The following is a 23,241-nucleotide window of genomic DNA, read 5'->3' as shown; positions in this document are numbered from 1 at the left end:
TGATATTCGGAAGTCTGGTGTTTGATACAATTGTTTGGGTCCGCCCGCCCCCCCGCTTTACACCCGCGGGCCCCCCGTTCCGTTCTCAGCTGACGACCCGCAGTTCCAGGAGGGTCTCTCGGCAGTTGTCCGGATAATCCGGGTGGTTCTCGTCACAGGTGGTGTCCGTACGTCCGAACTGCTCGCTCTCGTCCCGCTCGACGCGCTTGGTGCGCTCCGCGCCGGACGTCACGTTCACAACAGTCGCGTCCACGTCATGGCCGGCTCCCGGTGAGCGGCTGTCCCCCTGGACCTCGTAGACGTTCGGGATCCGGAGCTTCACGTATCCCGCGGGTCCGATGACCTTGAAGCACACCGCCGTCACGCCGAGGTGCGGCTCGCCGACCTCGGTCTGGCCGTTCAACAGGCCCGGGAACACCTTGATCACGCCGACCCCGTTCTCCGGGGACGCGGTGCACGAGACCCAGATGATCCCGCCGTTCCCGGAGAGCAGCTGGAAGTTCTTCGCCTCGGCCTCGTCCGTACCCCAGTCGTCCTGACCGGACGTACCTGCGAACTCGTGATGGAAGTCCACGGGATAGGCGAAGTTCTCCACGATGGAGTCCGGGCGGATGACGGGCCACACGGTCTCCAGGATCGGCCGCCCAGGCGGATAGGCCCGGCCGACGACCCACGCGATCCCGTCCATCGGCCGGTAGAGGAGCAGATGGCTCTGCCCGCCCGACCCCTGGAAATCGAAGGCGATGATCCGGTCCCTCGTGCTCTTCAGGTCATAGCCACCGATGCCGGTCGAGCTGTGGAACACCGCTCTGAACGTGGTGCCCGCGCCGTGTTGGAGGACCCAGGCCGTCTCCGAGCCCGGACGGTAGAGCAGCAGATGATCCAGCTTCCCCGAATTCTCGTAATCGAAGGCGATGATCTGATCCGCCGTGCCCTTCAGGTCGTAACCACCGATCCCGCCGGCGGCCGAGGAGTAGACCGGAGCGTAGGTGCCGTCCGCGCCTCGCTTGAGGATGGAGACCATCCCGGCCCCCGGCCGGTACAACACCAGATGATCCAGCTTCCCCGAGCCCTCGTAATCGAAGGCGGTGATCCGGTCCGCCGTGTTCAGCAGGTCATAGCCGCCGATGCCGGTCGAGCTGTGGAACACCGCTCTGAACGTGTTGCCCGCGCCGTGCTCGAGGATCCAGGCCGTGTGCCCGCCCGGACGGTAGAGCAGCAGATGATCGAGCTTGCCCGAGCCCTCGTAATCGAAGGCGATGATCTGATCCGCCGGGCTCTTCAGGTCGTAACCGCCGATCCCACTGTCGGCCGAGGAATAGACCGGCGTGAACGTGGCACCACTGCCGTGCTTGAGAATGTGCACTATCCCGGTCGCCGGCCGGTACAACACCAGATGATCGAGCTTCCCGGAGCCGTCGTAATCGAAGGCGGTGATCCGGTCCGCCGGGCTCTTCAGGTCATAGCCGCCGATCCCACCGTCGGCCGAGGAGTAGACCGGCGCGTAGGTGCCGTCCGCGCCTCGCTTGACGATGGAGACCATCCCGGCTCCCGGCCGGTACAACAGCAGGTGATCCAGCTTCCCCGAATGTGCATAGTCGAACGCCACCACCTGGTCGCGGGCGTCCTTCAGGTCGTAGCCGCCGATCCCGGTCGAACTGGGGCCGTACGTCCGGAAGGTGGCGGTGGGCTCGGCCGCGACCAGGCTGATCCAGCTCGCCAGGTCGTCCACCCGCACCGCGTCGGCGCCGCGCGGCCCGTCGCCGGCCGCACCGAGGCAGCCCCCCTGCCCCGCGCCGATGCTGAGCCCGACGAGCTCCGGACGGCTCCCGCCCGTACGGAACACCGGGGCACCCGCGTCGCCCTGACAGGCGCTCGCCTCACCGCCGCTCGCTCCGGTCCAGCCGAACGAGCCGGCGGCCACGGCCCCGGCGGTGACCGGCGCGGCATGCAGCCGGTTGGGCGCCCACTCCTCAGCGGTCCGGCCATAGCCGGCGACCTGTAGCGCGTCCCCCGCGGCGGGAACGGTGGCGCTGACCGCGACGGGTGTCACGTCGAGTACCCGCAACGACAGCCGGACCAGCACGACATCCCGGTCATGGTGCGGGTGGATCCACTCCACGGGCAGCACCCGCCCGCCCGAGCCGAACAGGTCCGTCCTGCCGACCGTCACCGTCGTCGCCTCCGTCGGCGCCCCGCTCTTGACGGGCTGCCCCTCAGCGGCGAAACAACTGGTGGCCGTGATGACCCACTGCGGGCTGACCAGGGCTCCCGTGCATGCGTGCTTCTCGCCGACGTTCACCTTCGCCACGAAACCCCACGTACCGTCGGCGACCGGGCTCCCGCCCCGCACCGCATACGCCGGCGTCGCCCCCGCCCAGAGCACCGCCGAGGAGATGGCCATCAAGAACGAGAGGGCTGTGATGTGTAATAACCGGATCATTCGCTGGAGGTTCACGGCACGATTGTGGGATTCGCGATCTCTGCGAACCAGGGCATCTACCGGACATAAAGCGGCCATTTGCCCAGCGGAGAGCTCCTTTGCACTCGTCATGTGTGCAGGCGAGGTCACTGCTGATCCGCCCTGACACGATCCTGCGCCGGCGTATGACTTCTTCGAGGGCGGTATCCGGTTCAGCCGTTCGGCCGACCGGGATCGTACTTCCGGTCGATGACCTCATCGAAGCGGCCGGGAACCATACTCTGTCGTGAAGCGATACATGACGATCGGCATTGTGGTGTCTGCCGCTATACCGGTCCTGGCGAGCGGCGCGTTCGCCTCGGCCCAGGCCTCTGGGAGAACCTCCGCCTCAGACTCCGGCAGAGCCGGCGTGTCCTGGCGTGCCTGCGCGGACCAGCCAGGAGCCGAGTGCGGCGTGGTCGAAGTGCCGCTCGACTGGAACGCCCCATCGGGTGCCAGGATCAAGCTGTCAGTCGTGCGCCGCAAGGCCACGGATCCCTCGGCCCGGGTGGGCACCCTCTTCTACAACCCGGGCGGGCCGGGAGTGCCCGCCGCTCTGCTGGTGCGCGACTACGCCGCCGACACCTTCTCCGAAGAGCTACGCCGCCGCTTCGACATCATCGGCATAGACCCGCGTGGAGTGGGGGAAAGCATCCCGGCGCTGCGATGCGGCCGGCCCGTCCACAATCCTGAGATCAGCCAGTTCCCGAAGGACAAGGCCGGATACGACCAGCTCGTCGACTGGAACGCGGCCACCGGCCGCAGTTGCCTCACCTCCACCGGACCGTTGCCGGCACACCTGGACACGGCGAACGTCGCGCGCGACTTCGACGCGGTGCGGGCCGCCCTCGGCGAGACGAAGATCAGCTTCTTCGGCAAATCCTACGGCAGCATGCTCGGAGCACAGTACGCCCGCCTGTTCCCCGGCAGGGTACGCACGATGGCACTGGACGGTGCCGTCGATCAGGCCATACCCGCATCACGGCTGGTCACCGACGCCGCAACGGCCGTGGAGGACTCCTTCGACCGGTTCACCGCCTGGTGTGACCGCACCGCGACGTGCGCCCTGCACGGTCGCGACGTCAGCCAGGTGTGGGACCGCCTGGTCACCGCGGCCGAGCGAGCGCCGATCGGCGTATCGGGCGGCCGGCCCATGACCGCCGAGGAACTGCGCTACTCCGCGTATGCCTTCCTCACCATGACTCCGGAGTTCGCGGGTGGCCTCGCAACCGCGATCACGCAGGCTGAGCAGGGCGACGCCCAACTCTTCGCGACCATGCGGGCCCAAGCGCTGGACGATCCGGTGAGCACAGCCGCCTACCGGTCGATCCTCTGCCAGGACATCGATCCCGGGATCCACAGCTTTGCCGACATGCGCAAACGTACGCGGCAGGTCCGCAGCGTGGCCCCTCATATGCTCGGCACGTCCGAATTCTGGGACATGACCGCGGGGTGTGTAGGCTGGCCGATCCCTCCGGCTCACTCGCGGCGTCAACGCACGATCAGCAACGTGCCGCCGATTCTCGTGATCGGCAACACTCACGACCCCGCCACTCCACTCCGCTGGGCGCGCAGCCTTGCAGAACGCATTCAGGGCTCGGGACTGCTGATCAACGACGGCGACGGCCACACCGCATACCGGAGGTCCGCCTGCGCGACGGAACGCATCGACACCTACCTGGTGACCGGCGCGTTGCCTGCCACCGGATCGGTGTGCGTGCGATGAGGGCCCTCTGCGGCTCCGTCGCCGGCCGGCCGACGGCACCTGGCAGGCGTTGCCGACCCCGCTCCATTACGAGCGGGGCGCTGAGAGCGGGGGACCGGACGTCGCCGTAGACTCCGTTACCCGTCCGGGCGTCCCTGTACCGCTTCGAAGTCGGCGTCGGAGGGCAGGCCGATGGCGATGTCGCAGTTCGGTGAGGGTGGCCACGCCGGGCCGCTGAACCGGCCGCGGCAGGAACGTGATGTCGTCGACGGTGTAGTGCTCGCCGCGATGGCGCACCGGCTCGCCGGACCAGGCGGCGGCCAGGATCGCCAAGGACTCGTCGAGCATCCGCCCGCGCTGCCGGTCGTCGAGCTGCTCGCCGGTCTTGGACGGCTCGCCGCCGAACCGGTCGCTTCCGAGTCCGACGCCGAGGGTGAGACGGCCGTCGCTCAGCTGATCCAGTGTCGAGCCCGTAGCCGTCGTGAACGTCTGCGGGTGCGAGGGCCTGTCCGCTTGTGGCCACCCGGCCCTTCTGGGGTGGACGGGCGGGGATGTAGCACTGATGCTGGTGGACAGTACTGTCGTGATCATCGGCCGACTGGGAGAGCCGTATGAAGACCCGTACCTGGACTCGCCGTGCCGCCGCTTCGGCCGTCGGCATGGCCGCCGTGCTGGTGCTGGGTATCACTCCTGCGCATGCGGATACCGTGATCCGCAAGCCGCAACAACCATCACCGCCAGGGGCCATGGTGCTGGCCGACGGCGAATCGGGTGCCAAGCGCCCGGTGTGACGCGCGGCGGTCCATTGTCCCCCTGCCCGGCAGGACGGGGGGACGTTCCGTCTTCATAGCGGCAGGCAGACCGTGGCTCCTGGCGGTGGTCAGCGTTGCGAGCCCCTCCTTCGGGATCTCCATTGCCGGCTTTGCCCTGGCCGCGCGTCTGTTCCTGCCCAAGCCACAGCCTCTCCGGAGCAACCCGCCCCAGGGCACACATTGAGTACGAGGTACTCAGGCCATGCCGGCCCTGCGCCCGCACGCTGGGTCCTATGAAGTCCTACATTCTTCGCAGGGCAGCCGTCATCGCTCCCCTCCTCGCCCTCGGCGCGACCACCGCCACCCCGGCATCCGCCGCCCCCTCGTCCACGGCCGTCTGGGCCGCGTCGAACGTCCAGCTCGTGAACTGGCAGACCGGTAAGTGCCTGACCATCGCCGGCGGCGTCAGCACCGAGAACAACGTCCACGCCGTCCAGTACACCTGCGACAGCCACCCCTCCCGCCGCTGGGACGTCTGGGGTTACTCCAGCGCGTACCTGCAGGTCAGGAACCGCCAGACCGGCAAATGCCTCACGATCGCCGGCGGCGTCAGCACCGAGAACAACGTCGTCGCCCTCCAGTACACCTGCGACACCCACCCCTCGCGCTACTGGGCGCTTGGCAATCAGGTCGGCCAACACATCCAATTCCGGAATGTCCAGACCGGCAAATGCCTCACGATCGCCGGCGGCGTCAGCACCGAGAACAACATCGAGGCCGTCCAGTACACCTGCGACGGCCATCCCTCCCGCTTCTGGGAAATCCGCGACTACTACGGCTGAGCCCACACTTCCGGACCTATGCCGCGGTGCGGCGCGGCGATGATCGCCGGTCACACTTGCAGGCTCGGGAGAGCCCGCAAGTGTGACCTTTGTCCGCTTGAGGGCGGCCAGGACGGCGATGAAGCACGGGCCGGGCTGCCGGTGTGACTGCGTTCACTGGTCCTACGGCAGCTGCGAGCTGTCGGCCGGGGATGTGTCGGATGTATTGCCGGCCCACATCTGCCCCTGCCCTGCTACGTCCGGCCGCCACGGACCTGAGCCGATGTGAGCGTCCACGCCGCGACGCTCGGGCCGAGAGGTCCAGCTGATGAGCGGCCACGGCCAGGCCACCGATCACGGCAGCGAGCGCGAGCAGGATGAACAGCGTCTTACGCATCAGGACTCCTTTAGACGTAGACCAGGGCCTTGCGGATGGTCAGCCGGGCGGCTCGGCGGGCGGGGGCCGTTCCGGCCAGGGCCGAGCCGGCGACGGCGGTCAGAGCCCAGAGGCCGAGAGCCAGCAGTGAGAAGGCACGCGGCAACGTCGAGCACGCCGACGATCGCCATCAGCACCTCCAGGGCGGTCAGCGCGCCGACCAGGACGAAGGTGTGGCCGTCGATGGCCTCGCCCAGCTCGGTGGTGGCCAGGGTCCCACCCTCGACGCGGGCGTCGCGGAGCACGCGTTGCACGGCTGCGGCGTCGGAGGTGGCGACACGATGTTCGACGAAGTCTTCACGGCCGCAGGCATCCGCGTCCTCAAGCCGCCCCCTCGCGCTCCGCGGGCCAACGCGTTCGCCGAACGCTGGATCGGCGGCCTGCGCCGAGAACTCCTCGATCGGATCCTCATCGTCAACGTTCGCCATTCACGGCGCGTGCTGGCGACCTATGAGGCCCACTTCAATGAGCATCGCTCCCTGGGCGAGGCCGCTCCGCCGCGAGCCCTTCCCGATCCTGTTGAGGGCGACAGCAAGGTCATCCGACGTGACCGTCTCGGTGGACTGATCCACGAATACGTGCAGGTCGCATAGGGTAGCCGAGTTCTTGGCACCCGCGCCTGGAACGGCCCCGGTCCGCATGGATGGACCCGGGGCCGTTCGTCGTCGGCGGGCTTGGTCTGCCTCTCCTTGGGAGCCTGCGGGTCACAGGCTGCGGGCGGTGATGTCGCCGTTGGAGGTGGTGGCGTGGATGTCGAGTTCGGTGCTGCCGTTGTTCTTGAGGGCGTTGGTGATGCGGCCGTAGGTGGTGCCGGCGTCCAGCGCGGCCGAGACGCCGGCGGCGGCGGTGATCGCGATGTCGCCGGACTGGGTGCGGAGCACGACCTTGCCGCCGGTGGCCTCGGCGATGCGGATGTCGCCCCGTGCGGTGTTGATCTCCGCGGGGCCGGCCAGGCGGCCGACCTCGACGTCGCCGTCGGTCGCGGTCAGGCGCAGGCTCGCGATCTCGTCGAGCGTGATCTGGCGGTACGCGCCGTCGAAGGCGACGTCGCCGAGGCGGCCGAGGGTCCGGAGTTCGGCGGCGGCCGCCTTCGCCTCGATGCGGGAGCCGGTGGGCAGCTTGACGGTCACGTCGATGGATCCGGACGGGCCGAGGTACCGGTCCTTCACCGAGGTCTCGATCCGCAGGACGCCGTCGGCGTAGGCGACCGTGGTCTCCTGGGCCGCCTTCACGTCACGGCTCTTGGAGGGGTTGGTGGGCTGGATCTCGACCGTGGTGTCGGCCTGGTCGGCGGCGATGAGCTGGACGCGTCCCGCGGGGATGTGCAGGACGGCGGCGATCGGGGCGGGGGTGTCGAACTTCTGCATCGTGTGCTCCTTGTGCGGTGTTCTTTCGATGTCCCTACGATCGCCGACCGCTCTGATATGCGGCTGTCGCCGTCCTGACGCCGCTGCTGACATCCGGCGGGCCTCTTGCGTGCGTTCAGGGCGAGGCCGGCGCCTGGCCCTCGCCAGTGGTGTCGGGGTGGCCGACCATCACCGGCATCACGTACCGGGGTCCCGGCAGCAATAGAAACCCTGACCTGCGGTGACGTGGCTTTCCTGCCGAGGCGGAAGAGCACTCGCACCGGCTACTTGAGCTGGAGTCCTTCGTGGCGGGCGACGTGCTCCGCGTGGGCCTGTTCGACGGCGTCGGGGTAGCGGTGGGCCGTCTCATGTTCCGCGAGAGCGCGGTAGACGGCCCGCTGGTGAGAATCGCGTCATATGGCCCAAAGGATCGGCATTTCCGCGGGTCACAGCACGTGAGAAGTCCTCGGTACGGCCCGGGATTTCGGTCTGGGTAGCCCGGCGGTGAGCCAGACGCCGATCGTGCCGATAACGGCGTCGATTTGCTCGCGGTGGGGACCTGGTTCGGTTTCGGCCAGGTTCCGGGAGAAGCCCAGCCTTAATGCCTGGGCACTTACCGTCGTCCTCATTACCTCGTGGAAGAGCCGTTCTCTACGAGAAACCGCCGCGGGACTCCGCCAGTCCGCCTGATGATCCAGGCGATGGCTCGGGTGCGCCAGCGGCGCCCATATGTCAGGTGCCGCATCTCGTCAGCTGGGTGCTGGCCGGGCAGGCTGTGCTTGCTAGCTCGCTGATCAGCCCGCTCGATCAGTGCCTCTGCCGCCGCCATGCCGTAAAGATCGTCCAGGGCGGAGTTGGTCGCCAGCGCGGCCGGGTGGGCAGAATCCTGTACATCATCCAGTTCGGCCAGTTCTCGCGCTGCCGTGGCCCGGGTGGTGCCGTGCAGAGCAGGGTCGCCGACCAGCGCGGCCCACACTTCGGCCGCTCGCGGGTCGTCCAACTCGGCCAGCTTCCATGCCGCCGTGATGCGGCTCTCACCGTTCAGGGCTGGGTCGACGGCCAGTCCGGCCGGCAAATTGCGGCCTTGCCCGTCGCTCATATTCGCCGGTGCCCTCGCGGCATTGACACGGACGTGGCCGGCCCTTGCGGGGTCGGCGGCCAGCCGATTCAGGGTGCCGGTGGCTGTGTCGATGATCTGCGGGGCCAGCGTGAGACCATCTGCGGCGAGCTGTGCTGAATTTCGGTTTGGCGGTCCGGCCCGCCGAGGCGGCGTTCAGCGCGGGATTGCCCAGTCCGGCGTCCAGGTCCCGGCGGCGCCGTGGCCGGCCGCTGTGGCGGCGAGGTGGGCGCGGAGGGTGGCCAGCGCGGGGTGGGGGTTGTCGCGGTGCCACAGGAGCGAGTGCGGGTAGACGGGCGTGGGGTCGGCCACTGGGATGCGGCGCAGGCCGTGGCCGGCGGGCCAGACGAGGCGGGTCTGCTCGCCCATGAAGGTGGCCAGGGCCGGGGTGTCGGCGATGGTGTCGAGGAGCGCGTCGGAGCCGAAGTTGGGGCCGGTCGCCTCGATGGTGAGGCCGAACTCGGCGACGAGGTCGTCGTAGTAGGCGGCCCACTCGGTTCCGGGGACGAGGCCGGGCATCCAGATCCGGTGCCCGGCGAGCTGGGTCAGGGTCACCGACCGGGCGCCCGCCAGCGCGTGGGCGGGCCCGGTGAGGAGCTGGAGCGGCTCGTCGAGCACCCGGACGGACTCGATGTCCTCGGGAAGGGGCCGGCCGGGCATGGCGACGGCGCGGAAGGACGCGTCGATCGCACCGGACCGGATGGCGGCGAGGGCCGTCTCGATGTCGAACAGCATCACCACGTCGAGGTCGATCTCGGGGTGCGCGCGGTGGAAGCCGCGCATCAGGCCCGATGCCGCGCTGCGTGAGGCGATCATGTCGACGCGCAGCGGACGGCTGTCGGTACGCACGGACGCGACCGCGCGCTCGGCGACGCGCAGCAGCTCGCGGGCGTGGGGCAGGAACGCCTGCCCGTCGATGGTGAGCTCGGCGCCGCGCGGCGTGCGGGTGAACAGCCGCACGCCGAGGTTGCGCTCCAGCGCGGCGATGCGTTTGGAGACGGCCTGCTGGGTGACCGCCAGCTCGGCGGCGGCCTCCTGGAATTGCCCCGCGTCGGCGGCGGCGACGAAGGTCCGGACGGTGTCGAGGTCCATGCGGACACACTCTACAGATACAACCGTTCGTTGTAGCTGAAGGCTCTGAAGTTGTTTGATCCCCTGGTACGGCGCGCGCTTTGATGCTTGTGATCACAAATCAGTTGTGCGAGCGAGTGGCGAGGAGCGGCGGGCATGCGCAGCGGGAACCGGTTGGGGCGGCAGTTCGGGTGGCTCTGGGGAGCGTTCGGGACCAGCGCGCTCGGCACGTGGCTCGCCTTCGGCGCGTTCCCGCTGATCGCGCTCCAGGTGTTGCACGCCGGGCCTGCCGAGATCGCGGCGTTGTCCTCGGTGGGGGCTCTGGTGGGCGCGGCCGTGGCGGTGCCGCTGGGCCCGTGGGTGGAGTTCCGCCGCAAGCGGCCGGTGCTGATCGGAATGGACCTGGTGCGGTTCGCGGCGCTGCTGACGATTCCCGCCGCGTTCGCGCTCGGCGTGCTCTCCTTCGTCCAGCTCCTGCTGGTCTCGGTCGTCGTCGCGGCCGCCGACATCACCTTCCGCGCCGCCTCCGGCGCGTACCTGAAGACGCTGCTGCCGGCCGAGGACCTGCTCGTCGCCAACGCCCGCTTCGAGTCCACGACCTGGACGACCACCATCATCGGACCGCCGCTGGGCGGTGCCGCGATCGGGCTGCTCGGTCCGGTGGTGACGGTGGTGGCCGACGCGGTCAGCTACCTGCTCTCGGCCCTGAGCATCCGCGCGGCGGGCGGCAAGGAGCCGAGGCCCGAGCGCAGGCAGGCCGCGCGCATGCGGGCCGGGGACCTGCTCGACGGATGGCGGTACATCCTCGCCGACGCGACGCTGCGGCCGCTGTTCTTCAACACCGCCCTGTTCAACGGCCTGCTGATGGCCACCGACGCATTGCTGGCCGTCCTGATGCTCGGCCGGCTCGGGTTCACACCGTGGCAGTACGGCCTCGCCTTCGCCGCGCCCGCGATCGGCGGGCTGTTCGGTGCGCGGCTGGCCCGGCCGCTCGTCACCCGGTTCGGGCAGCACCGGGTCCTGGTCGCGGCCGGGACGCTGCGCGCGCTATGGCCCGCCGGGCTGGTCTTCCTGGGGCCGGGGACCGGCGGGCTGCTGCTGGTGATGGGCGTCGAGCTCGGGCTGATCTTCTGCTGCGGGGTTTTCAATCCCGTCTACGCAACCTACCGCCTCGATCGCACCGCGCCCGACCGGATCACCCGCACGCTGTCCGCCTGGACGGTGACGACCAAGGCCTCGACCGCGCTCCTGACGGCCGCCTGGGGCGTGCTGGGCGGCCTGCTCGGCCCGCGCACGGCCATCGGCCTGGCCGGCGTACTCCTGCTGACGACCCCGCTGCTGCTTCCCCGGCGCGCCGCGGCGCCACTCGCCGAGCCGAAGCCGACACCCAGTCGCACCTAACGGGCCGCCACAGCCGTCACCGCGATCGGGCCACGGCCCCTTCGGAGCGGTTCGCCCCTCCGCGTACAGCTCGGAGATGAGCGTGACGGCCTTCACGCCGTGGCCGACGGGGTCGCGGCGCGGCACATCGTGGCTCACGTGCCCAACGTGTAGTCGGCCCCGGCACGCGATCCCGCGTGCCAGGGCACCCCTCATCACCCAAGGAGAGAAAAATGACCGTCACACCCCCGGCGCTGGACCCCCGGACGGCCGCACTGCTCATCATGGATTACCAGCAGGGAATCCTGGCCTCGCTCCCCGGCCTGGCCAACCCGGAAGCGCTGCTGTCACGAGTGGCCGGTGCCATCGCCGACATGCGAGCGCACGGCGCCGCCATCGCCTACGTGCGGGTCGGATTCACCGAAGCCGACTGGGCGGCGATCCCACCGGCCAACAAGACCTTCTCTTTCCTCGGCCAGCAGCACCTCATGCACCACGAGGAGCCCGACAGCGCCTTTCACGATCAGCTTGCCCCGGAGCCCGGCGACATCACCGTCCGCAAGACCCGCTACGGCGCGCTGTCTACGACAGACCTAGACCGGCAACTGCGGGATCGCGGAATCACCACCCTGGTCATCGCCGGCATCACCACCAGCGGCGTCGTACTGTCCACCGTCGCTGATGCCGCCGACCGCGACTACCGGCTCTACGTCCTCTCCGACGGCGTCACCGACCCGGACCCACAAGTCCACCAGACCCTGATGACCAGCGTTTTCCCGAGACTGGCCCACATCATCGACACCGCCGAACTGCGGTCGCTCCTGCACGAAAGTCATCGTGATCGGGCAAAGACCAGCAGGGCCTAACCGTCAATGATGATCAGCGACCGTTAGGGGATCGCGTCAGCGGCCAGACCTCGGGTTCTGGCCGCTGACGACATGTGACTACCTCGCTCCCAGAACATCTTTTCGGCTCGTGGGGTCGTGCTCGCAGAAATGAGGAGTTCTGACACCCTTGTGCAGGGTTGGGCTCGCCCTGCGCCCCGTCAGCGGCGGCGCGCGGCGGGGTCGCGGCCCTGCTGCCAGCGGGCCAGGGCCTCGGGGGAGACGCGAGCGTACACAGCTCGGACATAAGCGCCCGAGTACGGGCCGCGCAGGAGCACTGACCAGACAGACCTTGGATTCTGTCCCGTTGGCGGTCGGTCGAGTATCACCTCAACAGGATCTATCCGAAGGTAGGCGTCGGCATCCGTACTGAACTGACGTCCCTAGTAGTTCTACAGAAGGCACCCGTAGCGGGACAGGACATGCTTTGAACATGCCTGAGAACAACATCTGGAGCGAAGAGTTCGGCGCCGCCACGGACGCGCCGATCCTGCTGATCATGGGTTCGATGTCGCAGGGCGTCCTGTGGCCGGACGCGTTTATCGGCAGGCTGACGGCCGGTGGCCGGCGCGTGATCCGATACGACCACCGCGACACCGGCCGCTCGGACACCATCGACTTCGACAAGGAGCCTTATACATGGGACGACATCAAGAACGACGTACTGCGGGTGATGGACGCGCATGGCCTGGACAGCGCTCATCTGGTCTGCCACTCGGCGGGCGGGCTGCTCGGCCAGCTGATCGCGGTGGAGCGGCCGGAGCGGGTGCGCACACTCACCGTCATCGGCTCTTCGCCGCTCGGCGGCGCTGAAGGCGCGGTGATCATGCGGGCCTTGATGGGCGAGCCGCAGCCCGAAGGCAGCCTGCCACCGCCGGCGCCGGAGTTCGTCGAGTTCTTCCGTGCGCTGGTCACGAGCCCGCCGCCCGCCGGTCGGCGCGAGCAGATCGACCTCATGATCGCCGAGCAGCGCGTCCTGCACGGGATGGGGTTGCCCTTCGACGAGGACGCCGCCCGCCTGCTGCAAGAACACATCTACGACCGGGCCCGCGATCTGTCCGCCGTGGCCAATCACCGCCGGGCCGCGGCGGCGAACCCGGACTTCGAGCCGGTGGGCGTCCTGGACCAGATCAAGGCGCCGACCCTGGCCGTCGAGGGCACCTGCGAGCCCGCCAAACCCGGTCACAGCGCGCTCATCGCGGAGCGGATCCCAGGGGCGCGGCTGATGATGGTGGAGGGGATGGGGCATACGCTGCCGGTGGAGGTGCACGAGGAACTGGCGACGGCGATCCTCGCGCATACGGCGACATGATCGCCCTGCCCAGGGCATGGGCGCCGCCCCTGAGCGGGGCGGCGCCGGGCTTCAAGGAACGGCCGAATATTTGGCTCAAATGATGACAAAAGGACTTTAGTTTATGCAGATGATCTCCTACCGCCCTACCGTTCCGGCCGACCTCGACCACGTGACCAGGTGGAGCGTGGCCGAGCCCGTCGGCTGGATCCCCGCCGACCGTTACCTCGCAGATCTGGCCGAGAACATGTACCGGCCGGAATGGACGTGGATCGCCGAGGTTGACGACCAGGTCGTGGGACGGGCGCTGTGGTGGGGGCCGAAGGACAGTGCGCACCCGGTAGCGCTCGACTGCCTCGACGTGGATCCCGCCATGGGCGACCGCGCCGCCATCGCCGCCGAGCTGATCAGGGCCGCGCTGACCGGATTCCCGCAGCCGGTGCAGTACGCGATCAAGGCAGCCGGCGGCTGGCGCGACGATCCGGCCACCTCGATGGCCGTGGAATGGCGGCGGGCGGCAGCACACGCGGCCGGCCTCACCCGGGAAGTGGAGCGGCTGCAGTTCGAGTGGGCACCCGCCGACGGGGTGCCCCCGGTGACCGGCGTGCTGCGGTTCGCCGAGGCTTCCGACGAGGAGTTCCTGACGGTATTCACGAGAATCGCCGACGGCAGCCTGGACGCCCAGACTCGTGCGAACCTGGCAGCCAAGGGCGTGGACGCGACCGCGCGCGAAGAAATGGACTTCTATCTCAGGGCGCCGGGCAAGCGGGAGTGGTGGCGGATCGCCTATACGCACGAGGGCGAGGTGGCGGGAATGGCGATCCCCTCAGCAACGCCGTACAACGTGAACGTCGGGTATCTCGGGGTGGTCCCGGAGTTCCGGGGGCGCGGCTACGTGGACGAGATACTCGCCGAGATCACCCGCATCCACGCGGCCAACGGAGAGCTTCGCATCACCGCCACCACCGACGTGGGCAATGCGCCGATGGCGGCCGCGTTCGGGCGCGCCGGATACCGCAACACGGAGATCCGGATCAACCTGTCCAACGACCTCCGGTCCTAAGGGCTGCTACCCAGATCGCTACGGGTGCCACGGGAATACGGCGGAAACGGGCCGCGCTTTTGATCGCCGGTCGCCAAACTCCTGACTTCACGCTGGTTAGTGATGGTTTCGGGGGGTTTGGGTGGCGCCGATCGATCGGACGGCGTACCCGAGGTTTGCGCGGGAGCTGGCGGAGGTGTTCACTCCGTCGGAGGCCGAGGTGGAGTGGACGCGCGGCAAGACGCAGGATGATCAGCATCTGCCGGCGTCACCGGTGTGGTTGAAGGCCTGTCGGCGGTTGGGATATTTCCCGAAGCTCAAGGACGTCCCCGCGGTGCTCTTCGAGCACATCCGAGAGATGATCGGCCTGCCGGAGGGGTGGTGCTGGAGGATGCCGCGGAGCGGTCGGCCAAGCGGCATCGGTCGTTCGTGCGCCAGCGGATGGGGGCACCTATGATGCGGCCCTGGTCCGGGGGGTGGCCGATGAGGCGATCCGCAAGGCGGTCCAGGCCAAGGACAACCCCGCTGACTTGATCAATGTGGCGCTGGAGGAGCTGGTTCGCGCCGAGTGCGATCTGCCCGGCTGCTGCTGGTCGACCCCATCACCCGGCGCAGCGCGTACGACGGGTTGCTGGCCACCGTCTCGCCCTGCATCGCCCACGTCATCCGCCGGTTCGGCAACTGGATCCTCAACCTGACCCTGCCGGCCGCCAACCCCACCACCCGACTCGACCTCGAGTCCCAAGTCCTCTTCGCCCCATAACCGGCGGCTCGCTCGCCGCTGCAGGTGTTCTTCGGCACCGAAGGGCTGCGGATGACCCAGCAGGCCTACGTCGAGCGGCTCAAGACGTGGGCCGACTGGGAGGAGTTGTCAGCGGCGGCTCACTGACTGCTCGGCCTCCTGGCTGTTCGGCCCGGACGTCCCTCGGCGTCCGGGCCGCGGTCAGCCACAGGCCGGTGAACACGGCGCAGGCCAGCGTCACGGCACCTGCCGCGAGGAAGGCGCTGTTGAGGCCGGACTCGAAGGAGGCTCCGCCGGACTCCCGCGTGTGAACGATCGCCCCGAGCACCGCCACGCCGAGCACCGCGCCGATCTGCCGGGTGGTGCTGCTGACGCCCGAGGCGAGGCCGCCTTCCTGCGGGCTGACCGCCTGGATGGCGGCCCCGGTCAGCGGCGACATGGTGAGAGCGAACCCGATGCCGACGACCGCCAGCCGCCACCACACGTTCCCGTAGCCGGTATCGGCGTGGACGAAGCCCAGCGCCAGCAGCCCCAGCCCGGCCAGTGCCAGGCCGATGCTGACGACGACGCGGAAGCCGTACCTGGCCGCGAACCGGCCCGCGTACGGGCTGACGATCACCATGGCCAGCGAGGTGGGCAGGGTCCGCAGCCCGGCGACCAGGATCGAAGTGCCTTGGACGGAGACGAAGAACTGGGAGAAGAAGAACGTCGACCCCATCAGCGCGAACCCGACCACGACCATCGCCGTGTTGGACACCGTGAACAGCCGCTGGTGGAACAGCCGGAGCGGCAGCATCGGCGTCGACACACGACCCTCGACCACGACGAACGCGGCCAGGAGCACCAGTCCGGCGGCGAAGCTGCCCAGGATCACCGGCGAGGTCCAGCCTCGGGAACCGCCCTCGATCAGGCCGTAGGTCACAGCGCCCACGCCCGCGACGGACAGGACCGTGCCGGGGACGTCGATCGGCGGTGCGCTCGGGTTGCGGGACTCGCCCAGCACGCGCAGCCCGGCCAGCAGCAGGACCGCCCCGATGGGCACGTTGACCAGGAAGATGGCGGGCCAGCCGAAGGACTCCACCAGGATCCCGCCCGCCAGTGGTCCGGCGGCCAGGCCGATGCCGCTGAACCCGGCCCACAACCCGATCGCTCTGACGCGCTCCCTCGGGGCGGGGTACGCGGCGGCGAGCAGCGCTAGTGAGGCGGGGCTCAGCGCCGCGGCCCCGACGCCCTGCAGCACCCGCCCGGCGATCAGCCAGCCGATCGAGGGCGCGAGCGAACACACCACCGACGCGGCCGTGAACACCACCACCCCGGCCAGGAACACCCTCCTGCGGCCGAACCGGTCGGCGAAGACGCCTCCCGACAGCAGCAGCATGGCCACCAGCAGCACGTAGGCGTCGACGATCCACTGCAGGCCGGTCAGCCCGGTGTGGAGCCGCTGCTGCATGTCGGGCAGGGCGGCGCCGACGATCGTGTTGTCGAGCAGCACCATGAACTGACCTGCGCAGGTCAGGGTGAGCAACGCTTTCACGCGAATCTCTCCTCAAGCAGTTGATTACTGGTCTCACGCTTTTGAACGCGGTCAATGGTGTGCGGGTCTTCTCGATGCTCGGCCACTGGTTCGCGCCCGCTTCTCCGACCTGGACGACCAGCGGTTCTGGCGCACCGACCTGCACCCCTGGCAGCTACGGGCCGCTGGGAGCGATCGCCCACAACGGACACCCGCACACAGATCGCGTTGATCACCTTGTCGTCCCGCTCGATGCGGGCGATCGCCTCGTCGGTCGGTTCCGCCGAGGTCGCTTCACCGGCACTCATGGCGGCCGCGAGTTCTTCGGCCGATCGGAAAGTCGATTCCATGAATGTGCACCTTAATGGCCTGCCGCAGGTGCTCGAAAAGCCGAAAAAACTGCTTCCGAGATGTCGCGTCCCAGGTCAGTGGGGTTAGCGACGGGGAGGACATAAAATGGTGCTCCGCACAATGAGATAGATGTCTCCATGCTCATCGGTGCAACGCCATAGCGAGCGGAATTTGTCCAGTAGTGGAATAACCCCTTTAAAATCTCCCCATGCCAACGGGTGTAGGTCAACAGACAGCGATCACGGGCGTAGCGCGAGCGGGAACGACCGCCGTTCGGTGGGGACGCTTCGTTTCCAGGTTATTTGACAACCCGGCCGATGGTGGAGGCCGACACGGTGGATCCGGTCATCGCCGAGCAACTCGGCCGCGCCCACCCGCTCTCCCGCCATCTCGACGACTCCTCGCCGACCTGGCCAACGCCGGCGCCTCCGCGCGCACCCGGCGCGCCTACCGCGGCGACCTGATCGCCTTCGCCGCCCACCACGGCGAGGAGGTCGCCGCGCTGACCGCGACGCCGATCCGCGCCTACCTGGCCGAGCTCGCCGACCTATCGCCGTCCAGCCGCAAGCGCAAGCGCGCCGTCGTCGCCTCCTTCTGCAAGTGGGCGGTCCGCCACGACCTGCTGCAGGCCGACCCGATGGATCGGATCGACACCGTCGCCCACGCCGCCGAGCTCATCAACGCCGGTGTCTCCATCGAGGCCGCCTCGGCCACGCCTCCACCGAGACCACTCAGCTGTACGCCCAGTTGGACGAGCGTCGGAACGAGAAGTCCCGTCAACAGAGCAGAGTCGAGCGGCTTACCGTGACCTTCCGTTCGGATGTGCCGAAGGCGATTCAGCCGCTGAGCAGGTAATCGCGGGCCTTCTCCAGAGGGGAGACGCCATACTCCTCCTCCACCGCGGAGGCGATCAGATAGCAGAACAGGTACCGCTGGATCGGGGTGATGCCGAGCCTGGCCAGGTGCGCGTAGAGCATGTTGACCACGAGGCGGTGGGCGAGGAACCAGTCCGATTCGAGGATCTCGGTGCGGTACCGGTCGGTTGACATGAGCACGTCGAAATAGTCGACCGGGTGGCGGCGGTCGGCCACCGGCTGGTCGGGGACGTCCAGGTCGATCTCCTTGCGGGCCAGCAGCGGGAGAGCGATCTCCTTCTGGCGGTGGGTGAAGGCGATCCAGTCGCGTACGTGCGGCGCCGGGTCGCCCGCGTCGATCGACGCGACCAGGTCGACCACCGTCGCGCGCATTTCCCTGGCGTTCTTGCGATACCTGGCTTCGAACGCGGCCGTGAGCGCGTCCCGGTTCTCGCAGGACGAGGCGGCCGCTGCGGCGTGCGAGCGGTAGGACATGTAGCCGCGGCCGATCGGCGGGACGCTCACGTGCGCCAGGGCGGTCATGAGGTCGATGGCGACCGCGAACAGCGCGAGCTCGCCCCGGCGGACCTTGTCCAGCGTGCCGAAGGCGAGCCGGGTGCTCTCCGCGGCGGCCGCGTCGATCAGGTTCGCCAGCGGCTGGCCGCCGAAGACGCGCAGCCGGTCGTCGTACGGCTCGGTCTGCAGGGAGTTGTCCGGGTACCAGGGCTGCAGCGGGCCGGTCTCGTGCTCGAGTACGACCAGCAGGCGGTGGGCGGCGAGTTGCTCGTGCTCGTCGAGACGGGTGGTGGACGGGTGCTCGCGCAGATATCTGGTGATCGTTTCGGTCGCGACGGGAAGGATCTCGCGTTCCCAGTCCTGCAGGGTCGCGCGGAAGTTGAGCCGCAGGTGCGGCCCCTGGCGCCAGTGGCGGACGAGGTACGGCTGCTGTAAGAGGCCGTCCAGGTGCTCGAGCAGCGGGCGGACGCAGTCCAGGATCAGTCCGTCCTTGTCCTGGTCGTAGTAGCGGATCTGGATGCTGTGCCAGGGGAGGTTGCTCACGAGGTTCCCTCTTTCTGCGCCAGCCCGTCCAGGGTGACGGCGGTCAGGTAGCGCAGGTGCGCTTCTTCGACGATCGACAGGCCGAGCCGGTTGCAGAACAGGTGGACGCACCGGTTCAGCACGATCAGGACGTCGTGGCGTTCCGCATCCAATGAGGTGTCGACGCCCACGGGGCCAGGGGCGTCAGGAATGCGAGGGCGGCCAGAGGGGCGCGATGCCCTCTCCCTGCGGACCGGATAGAAGCCTCCGGCCCGCTGGAGCGCGACAAGGCGCCGGTGCAGGGTGTCGATCGAGCGCCACCATGCGCCGAGCGAGTCGTGAGCGTCGCCCGCCTCGAGGACACCGCCCGGGGGCGGCGCCTCGGCGGAGGGAGCAGGGGCGTGGCTCTCGGACGAGGCGGTGCGGGCGGCGATGAGCCGGCACCGTTCGGCCTGTGCGGTGAGGGCTTCGCGCTGTTTCGTGAAGATCTCCACCTGCCGGGCGCGGGCCGGTGCCGGATCCCAGCGGTCACGTTCCCGGGCCAGCAGGGGGCCCAGGCGGCGGGGGTCGGGTTCCCAGGCCAGGAGGGCGAGCATCATCGCGGCGAGGGCGTGGCCCAGCCGCCGCCGGTGGTCGTGCTCGCCGCGCAGGATCGCCAGCGCGATCCGGCTGGAGTCGGTGAAGTGCCGCTCGACGGCGGCGACCGCCTGCGGCCCGCCGAACGTCGCGTACTCGGGCCGGTAGGCGACGGCCTCCACGTGGTCGTCGGGCCGCAGCCGGTGGTCGTAGGCGACCAGGCCCTCCTGCCGGGCGAACTCCTGGGCGAGCAGCGCGTAGTGCTCGCGGTCCCACGCGACCGTCGTCGGATACGCCGCGAGGTGCTCTTTCAGCACGGCTGTGGCGCGCTTCTCGATCATCACCGCGTCGTCGGGGACGCGCGGCAGAAGGCGGAGCCGCAGATGCGGGCCGCCCTCCCAGTACCGCAGGAAGAAGAACCGGTCGAGCCGTCCGTCCAGCTCCCGCACCAGGCCGTCGACGGCCGTGCCGAGCAGCAGGTCGGTGCCGGCCTGGTGGAAGGCGTGCAGCGAGATCCAGCGGTCAGGCATGGCCTACCTCGACCACGTACTCGGTCACGTGGCGGCGGCGGTCAGGGTGGCCGCCGTCTCCTTCCAGGTCGAGCGCCGCCTCGAAGTCCGGGAGCAGCTCACGAAAGACGACCACCGATCCGCTCGTGTCCAGCCCTCGGTCGAACAGCGTGACCAGCGCGGGGTCGGCCAGATCGAGATAGGTCGGTTTGGCGAGCCGCACCATGTGCAGCCTTTCGCGGACCGGCGCGCCGGGATCGCCCGAGGAGACGAAACAACGTTCCGGCAGAGAGTGCTCGGCGAACCAGGCCGCGAGCGCGAGCAGGTGCGCTGCAGCGGAGTTCTTGCCCCGGCGCGGGATTTCGCGCACCGGGACATACCAGGCGGCACGGGCTACGGTGACCCGCCCGACCGACACCCGGGCCGTACGCTCGACACGGGCCGGCACCGACTCCGGCGGACGGGAGAAGACCGACGCCAGCTCCATCACCGGGCTGGGCATGTCGCCGAAGAGCTGGAGCAAGAGGCGGGCCGTACGCGGCAGCAGCATGGGCGCGACCATCCCGGTGTACACCGGCCGGAGCCGGGTGCCGTGCCCGGCGTGCACCAGAACGAGGCCGCCGGCGCCGGACTCGTGCCGGACGGCCAGGTCCCGCAGGTCGAACGTGGCCGGGCCGCTCGGGACCACGCCCGGATAGCCGATCTCCTGGGCCGCCACCGGGGAACGCAGGTTGACGTTGCCGCCGAACAGCCCGGTGATCTCCACCGGCATGCCGCGTTCCGTCCCGAGCAGGCGGTTCTCGCCGGCAGGAACTCCGGCGACCCGCAGCAGGCGGTGCACGCGGCTGCGCATCGCGCCGTGCCCCGGGCCAAGACCGTTGAGCACCAGCCGCACCGGCGTGCCGTCCGGCGAGCTGATCGTCTGCACGAAGCAGGACAGCGACCCCACCGGACGGACGAACTCGGGGCGGTCGGTGGCGAGACCGGCCAGCACCATCGGGTCGATGGTAAGCGCGTCCGGGGTCTCGGGCAGCAGCTCGCGCACTGCGGCCAGCGCCGCCGTCCTGGCGTCTCGAAGCTCGTCGAGCCGGGGCACGGCGGGCGTCCGGCCGGGCGGGTGTCGCTCCTGCCACGGGTACATGAGCGCGTGCAGCTCACCGGCCGGGGTGCCGGGTGCGGCCGGATGGGTTCGCTGCGCGAGCATTCGGTGGAACCGCCCGAACGACACCTGCGCGCCGGCGCCGAACCACTCCGCGAACAGGTCGGCGGCGAGCAGCCGGGCGACGCCATCACGATCGAAGACCGCCGCGAAGTCGACGATCGCGTGCAGGTCGCCCAGGGCGGGACGCCAGGCGGCCAGGCCCAGCCGCGGGCCGGGTGCGGTGACCACGGCGTTCTCGTGGAAAAGGTTGCGGTCCGGCAGGCGATCGGTATCGTCTCCGGCAAGTTCGGCGAACGCGGACCGTACCTTCCGCTGCAGCGCCTCACGTTCAGACACGCCGGCCGCCTCCGGGTAACGAGCGAGCACTTCCTGTACGGCGGCCAGCGCCTTGCCCGCCGGATGCGTGCCGAGCCGATCGGTCAGGTCGGCGAGGTGCGCGGCGGCCTGGTCGGCGACCGGGGGGTGGAGTTCCAGCACTCCCAGGTCGACCAGCCGGCCGAGCGCGCCGCCGGCCTGGGTACGGAGGTCGTCGTACGGCGGGCGCAGCAGCCGCCGGAGCGGCTGGGACGCGGCGATGCCGCTGTACGCGTCCTCCTGGCCGGTCACGTACCACAGGCGGCCGTCGTCCTCCTCGAGGCTCGGGTTGGGCCTGACCTCGAAGAGGGCGGCGAGCCCGCCGTCGGCGCGGGCCAGGTCGGTGAGCAGCCGGAGCAGCAGGGGCACGTTCGGCTCGACAGCGCTCCGCCACGCCCATGGCCCGTCCCAGCGGACCGGCTCGCCGTCGTCGCTCCACTGCCCCAGAGCCGACATCATGAAGGTGGCGTGCGGGCTGGTCTTCGCCACGACGCGGGCCAGGTACCTGGTGAGCCGGAGCGCGACCTGGCGCGGCGGGACGCTGCCGGGCGGCGAGGCCAGCCACTGGCGCAGCGCGGCGGACATCGCCGGTCCCGCCTGGAGCACGCCGTAGCCGAAGGCGTCGGTGCCGACCCACCGGCGCAGCACTTCGTAGGTGCCCCGGCACTCCTGATCGAGCAGGTCCGGCAGCTGTCGGACGAGCGCGTCATGCCGATCGAGGTCCGTGAGCCAGGCCGCGACGCGCGGACCGAGGCCGGAACCGATCTCCACCGGCCAGGCACGGCCCGCCGGTCGCCTCGCGTTGTACAGCGCCCGCCGCAGGGCCACCAGCGCCGGTCGCGCCGGGCCGGGCCCGACCGCTCCGATCACCGGCTCCAGTTCGTCCGCGAGCCGCCGGCCCTCGACGGCCAGCCGGCCACGGGCCGCGAGGATCTCCTGGACGCTCCGCCACGTGGCCGTGCACCTCAGCTCCGCGAGCGCCGTCACCGGTAGCGCGGCGACCCTGGCAACCACGGTCGCGTCCACCGTGCGGCGAGCCGCGTCGATCTCGACGCGTCCCGGCAGGCCACGACGCGTCGAGACCATGTCCGGGGAGGCTTAAATGAGCCAGCTCGTGCGCGCAATGCCCGAGGCACCCACTTCGGTGTTGCCGAGACCCATGCCCAGGGCCTTCACGAGATCCTCGCCGGGGAGCTCGACCGTCATCACGTCGAGCGTGTCCAGATCGAGGCGGAGCGGTTCATCGGTCGCCATCTGCACTCCCATTCTTACCCGCCGGAGCGGGCTATATCGGTGACGATCAACACCATAAGCACGGTCGGCGATCTCGTCCATCCGACAAGGGGGCAATAAATGGGCAGAAAGCGCGGAGGTCGAACATTAATCGACCCTCCGCGCTGCGGTGACGAGTGTCGCCACCTTTCCGACCAGGCAGGCGTCACCGTAAGTGCGATGACAGAACCAGTCAATTTCACGATGGTAAGAGATTGCTGTCCGTCGAAGTATCACCGATGCCCATCGAAAGATTTCAGACGGGCGGAAGGGTGGTCCTGGAGTAACCTTCGGAAGGTCGACGCGATTAAATGTTACATGTTTGTTTCGCCGCCACGCGGCCGTGACACGAGGCCTGCTGCTGCCGCCCGTGGGACCCGCCGGCGCGCGGCGTCCAAGCTCTCGCGGGTGCCTGCGACGATGAGCTCGCGGATGAACTCCGCGAGCGCGGTGAAGACGCGGGACTTTTCGAGGCTGCTATATCTGTCAAGTGGTTGCATGAAGGGGTTTTGGTGCGCGTTCGAGGAGCTTGAACAGTTGTCGGGAAAGGGCTCGTTTGAGGCA

The 23,241-nt window shown here is 69.2% G+C and carries 22 protein-coding genes and 1 pseudogene; 11 read left to right on the top strand and 12 right to left on the bottom strand.

Features of this window, described 5'->3' with window-relative positions:
- Positions 1-85: 85 nt before the first annotated feature.
- Positions 86-2,458, bottom strand: a complete 2,373-nt coding sequence (locus ACWEPL_RS58935; protein WP_452441846.1) for a S1 family peptidase — start codon at positions 2,456-2,458, stop codon at positions 86-88.
- Between the two features lie 418 nt (positions 2,459-2,876).
- On the opposite strand from ACWEPL_RS58935, the gene ACWEPL_RS58930 reads away from it, so the two are divergent.
- On the top strand, positions 2,877-4,187 hold the full coding sequence (locus ACWEPL_RS58930) for an alpha/beta hydrolase (RefSeq protein WP_452441845.1): 1,311 nt from the start codon (positions 2,877-2,879) through the stop codon (positions 4,185-4,187).
- A gap of 66 nt (positions 4,188-4,253) precedes the next feature.
- On the opposite strand, the gene ACWEPL_RS58925 is transcribed toward ACWEPL_RS58930, so the two are convergent.
- Positions 4,254-4,757: an LLM class flavin-dependent oxidoreductase gene (locus tag ACWEPL_RS58925; RefSeq protein WP_452441844.1), complete on the bottom strand. Its 504-nt coding sequence runs from the start codon at positions 4,755-4,757 to the stop codon at positions 4,254-4,256.
- Positions 4,758-4,777: 20 nt separating this feature from the next.
- On the opposite strand from ACWEPL_RS58925, the gene ACWEPL_RS58920 reads away from it, so the two are divergent.
- The 3 genes from ACWEPL_RS58920 to ACWEPL_RS58910 all read left to right on the top strand — a co-directional run bounded on the left by ACWEPL_RS58920 (position 4,778) and on the right by ACWEPL_RS58910 (position 6,768).
- Positions 4,778-4,957: a hypothetical protein gene (locus ACWEPL_RS58920; RefSeq protein WP_350732874.1), complete on the top strand. Its 180-nt coding sequence runs from the start codon at positions 4,778-4,780 to the stop codon at positions 4,955-4,957.
- A gap of 254 nt (positions 4,958-5,211) precedes the next feature.
- Positions 5,212-5,760, top strand: a complete 549-nt coding sequence (locus ACWEPL_RS58915; RefSeq protein ID WP_363982481.1) for an RICIN domain-containing protein — start codon at positions 5,212-5,214, stop codon at positions 5,758-5,760.
- 411 nt (positions 5,761-6,171) lie between these two features.
- Positions 6,172-6,768 (top strand): integrase core domain-containing protein, encoded by a 597-nt coding sequence (locus ACWEPL_RS58910; protein WP_452441847.1) that lies wholly within the window; start codon positions 6,172-6,174, stop codon positions 6,766-6,768.
- A 111-nt stretch (positions 6,769-6,879) separates the two neighbouring features.
- Here the strand turns inward: ACWEPL_RS58910 and ACWEPL_RS58905 are convergent, their stop codons facing one another.
- The 3 genes from ACWEPL_RS58905 to ACWEPL_RS58895 all read right to left on the bottom strand — a co-directional run bounded on the left by ACWEPL_RS58905 (position 6,880) and on the right by ACWEPL_RS58895 (position 9,730).
- Positions 6,880-7,542, bottom strand: a complete 663-nt coding sequence (locus tag ACWEPL_RS58905) for a DUF4097 family beta strand repeat-containing protein (protein ID WP_452441843.1) — start codon at positions 7,540-7,542, stop codon at positions 6,880-6,882.
- A gap of 607 nt (positions 7,543-8,149) precedes the next feature.
- Positions 8,150-8,620, bottom strand: coding sequence for a hypothetical protein (locus tag ACWEPL_RS58900; RefSeq protein ID WP_452441842.1), 471 nt, complete (start codon positions 8,618-8,620; stop codon positions 8,150-8,152).
- A gap of 174 nt (positions 8,621-8,794) precedes the next feature.
- Positions 8,795-9,730: a LysR family transcriptional regulator gene (locus tag ACWEPL_RS58895; protein WP_452441841.1), complete on the bottom strand. Its 936-nt coding sequence runs from the start codon at positions 9,728-9,730 to the stop codon at positions 8,795-8,797.
- 135 nt (positions 9,731-9,865) lie between these two features.
- On the opposite strand from ACWEPL_RS58895, the gene ACWEPL_RS58890 reads away from it, so the two are divergent.
- The 6 genes from ACWEPL_RS58890 (at position 9,866) to ACWEPL_RS58865 (ending at position 15,069) form a co-directional block, all read left to right on the top strand.
- Positions 9,866-11,110 (top strand): MFS transporter, encoded by a 1,245-nt coding sequence (locus ACWEPL_RS58890; RefSeq protein ID WP_452441840.1) that lies wholly within the window; start codon positions 9,866-9,868, stop codon positions 11,108-11,110.
- Positions 11,111-11,322: 212 nt separating this feature from the next.
- Positions 11,323-11,955 (top strand): cysteine hydrolase family protein, encoded by a 633-nt coding sequence (locus ACWEPL_RS58885; RefSeq protein ID WP_452441839.1) that lies wholly within the window; start codon positions 11,323-11,325, stop codon positions 11,953-11,955.
- A gap of 451 nt (positions 11,956-12,406) precedes the next feature.
- A complete protein-coding gene (locus ACWEPL_RS58880) occupies positions 12,407-13,285 on the top strand; it encodes an alpha/beta fold hydrolase (protein WP_452441838.1) in 879 nt (292 codons plus the stop codon).
- Between the two features lie 109 nt (positions 13,286-13,394).
- Entirely contained in the window at positions 13,395-14,327 is a 933-nt protein-coding gene (locus ACWEPL_RS58875) for a GNAT family N-acetyltransferase (protein WP_452441837.1), read from the top strand.
- Positions 14,328-14,448: 121 nt separating this feature from the next.
- Positions 14,449-14,763 carry a DUF4158 domain-containing protein gene (locus tag ACWEPL_RS58870; RefSeq protein WP_452441836.1) on the top strand — a complete coding sequence of 105 codons (315 nt, stop codon included), beginning with the start codon at positions 14,449-14,451 and terminating at the stop codon, positions 14,761-14,763.
- Between the two features lie 111 nt (positions 14,764-14,874).
- Positions 14,875-15,069, top strand: coding sequence for a hypothetical protein (locus ACWEPL_RS58865; protein ID WP_452441835.1), 195 nt, complete (start codon positions 14,875-14,877; stop codon positions 15,067-15,069).
- A gap of 79 nt (positions 15,070-15,148) precedes the next feature.
- Here ACWEPL_RS58865 and ACWEPL_RS58860 read toward each other — a convergent pair whose 3' ends face one another.
- Positions 15,149-16,582, bottom strand: a complete 1,434-nt coding sequence (locus ACWEPL_RS58860; RefSeq protein ID WP_452441834.1) for a DHA2 family efflux MFS transporter permease subunit — start codon at positions 16,580-16,582, stop codon at positions 15,149-15,151.
- Positions 16,579-16,911, bottom strand: a complete 333-nt coding sequence (locus ACWEPL_RS58855) for a hypothetical protein (RefSeq protein WP_452441833.1) — start codon at positions 16,909-16,911, stop codon at positions 16,579-16,581. The genes ACWEPL_RS58860 and ACWEPL_RS58855 overlap by 4 nt, the downstream gene beginning before the upstream one ends.
- Positions 16,912-17,120: 209 nt before the next feature.
- Here ACWEPL_RS58855 and ACWEPL_RS58850 point away from each other — a divergent pair, with 209 nt between their 5' ends.
- A complete protein-coding gene (locus ACWEPL_RS58850) occupies positions 17,121-17,720 on the top strand; it encodes a site-specific integrase (protein WP_452441832.1) in 600 nt (199 codons plus the stop codon).
- Between the two features lie 28 nt (positions 17,721-17,748).
- Here ACWEPL_RS58850 and ACWEPL_RS58845 read toward each other — a convergent pair whose 3' ends face one another.
- The 5 genes and pseudogenes from ACWEPL_RS58845 to ACWEPL_RS58825 form a co-directional block, all read right to left on the bottom strand.
- Positions 17,749-18,825, bottom strand: coding sequence for a thiopeptide maturation pyridine synthase (locus ACWEPL_RS58845; protein ID WP_452441831.1), 1,077 nt, complete (start codon positions 18,823-18,825; stop codon positions 17,749-17,751).
- A complete protein-coding gene (locus ACWEPL_RS58840) occupies positions 18,822-19,910 on the bottom strand; it encodes a lantibiotic dehydratase C-terminal domain-containing protein (RefSeq protein WP_452441830.1) in 1,089 nt (362 codons plus the stop codon). Before ACWEPL_RS58840 ends, ACWEPL_RS58845 begins: the two co-directional genes overlap by 4 nt.
- The gene (locus ACWEPL_RS58835; protein ID WP_452441829.1) at positions 19,903-22,491 is read right to left on the bottom strand and encodes a lantibiotic dehydratase; all 2,589 of its coding nucleotides are present in this window, start codon (positions 22,489-22,491) and stop codon (positions 19,903-19,905) included. Before ACWEPL_RS58835 ends, ACWEPL_RS58840 begins: the two co-directional genes overlap by 8 nt.
- A gap of 12 nt (positions 22,492-22,503) precedes the next feature.
- Positions 22,504-22,659, bottom strand: coding sequence for a hypothetical protein (locus ACWEPL_RS58830; protein WP_363985014.1), 156 nt, complete (start codon positions 22,657-22,659; stop codon positions 22,504-22,506).
- A gap of 332 nt (positions 22,660-22,991) precedes the next feature.
- Positions 22,992-23,241: pseudogene (locus ACWEPL_RS58825) on the bottom strand (hypothetical protein); the annotation flags it as partial.

The sequence above is a fragment of the Nonomuraea sp. NPDC004186 genome, assembly GCF_053603495.1.
The sequence above is the reverse complement of the archived record's forward strand: the minus strand, read 5'-3'. Positions and strand labels throughout refer to the sequence as shown.

Bases quoted from the DNA above. Each gene is read 5' to 3' on its own strand.
- ACWEPL_RS58915 (WP_363982481.1), top strand. From the start codon at position 5,212: ATGAAGTCCTACATTCTTCGCAGGGCAGCCGTCATCGCTCCCCTCCTC.
- ACWEPL_RS58900 (WP_452441842.1), bottom strand. From the start codon at position 8,620: ATGAGCGACGGGCAAGGCCGCAATTTGCCGGCCGGACTGGCCGTCGAC.
- ACWEPL_RS58880 (WP_452441838.1), top strand. From the start codon at position 12,407: ATGCCTGAGAACAACATCTGGAGCGAAGAGTTCGGCGCCGCCACGGAC.
- ACWEPL_RS58890 (WP_452441840.1), top strand. From the start codon at position 9,866: ATGCGCAGCGGGAACCGGTTGGGGCGGCAGTTCGGGTGGCTCTGGGGA.
- ACWEPL_RS58905 (WP_452441843.1), bottom strand. From the start codon at position 7,542: ATGCAGAAGTTCGACACCCCCGCCCCGATCGCCGCCGTCCTGCACATC.
- ACWEPL_RS58850 (WP_452441832.1), top strand. From the start codon at position 17,121: ATGCCAACGGGTGTAGGTCAACAGACAGCGATCACGGGCGTAGCGCGA.
- ACWEPL_RS58840 (WP_452441830.1), bottom strand. From the start codon at position 19,910: ATGCCTGACCGCTGGATCTCGCTGCACGCCTTCCACCAGGCCGGCACC.
- ACWEPL_RS58835 (WP_452441829.1), bottom strand. From the start codon at position 22,491: ATGGTCTCGACGCGTCGTGGCCTGCCGGGACGCGTCGAGATCGACGCG.
- ACWEPL_RS58830 (WP_363985014.1), bottom strand. From the start codon at position 22,659: ATGGCGACCGATGAACCGCTCCGCCTCGATCTGGACACGCTCGACGTG.
- ACWEPL_RS58910 (WP_452441847.1), top strand. From the start codon at position 6,172: ATGGTCAGCCGGGCGGCTCGGCGGGCGGGGGCCGTTCCGGCCAGGGCC.
- ACWEPL_RS58855 (WP_452441833.1), bottom strand. From the start codon at position 16,911: ATGGAATCGACTTTCCGATCGGCCGAAGAACTCGCGGCCGCCATGAGT.
- ACWEPL_RS58925 (WP_452441844.1), bottom strand. From the start codon at position 4,757: ATGATCACGACAGTACTGTCCACCAGCATCAGTGCTACATCCCCGCCC.
- ACWEPL_RS58895 (WP_452441841.1), bottom strand. From the start codon at position 9,730: ATGGACCTCGACACCGTCCGGACCTTCGTCGCCGCCGCCGACGCGGGG.
- ACWEPL_RS58885 (WP_452441839.1), top strand. From the start codon at position 11,323: ATGACCGTCACACCCCCGGCGCTGGACCCCCGGACGGCCGCACTGCTC.
- ACWEPL_RS58875 (WP_452441837.1), top strand. From the start codon at position 13,395: ATGATCTCCTACCGCCCTACCGTTCCGGCCGACCTCGACCACGTGACC.
- ACWEPL_RS58920 (WP_350732874.1), top strand. From the start codon at position 4,778: ATGAAGACCCGTACCTGGACTCGCCGTGCCGCCGCTTCGGCCGTCGGC.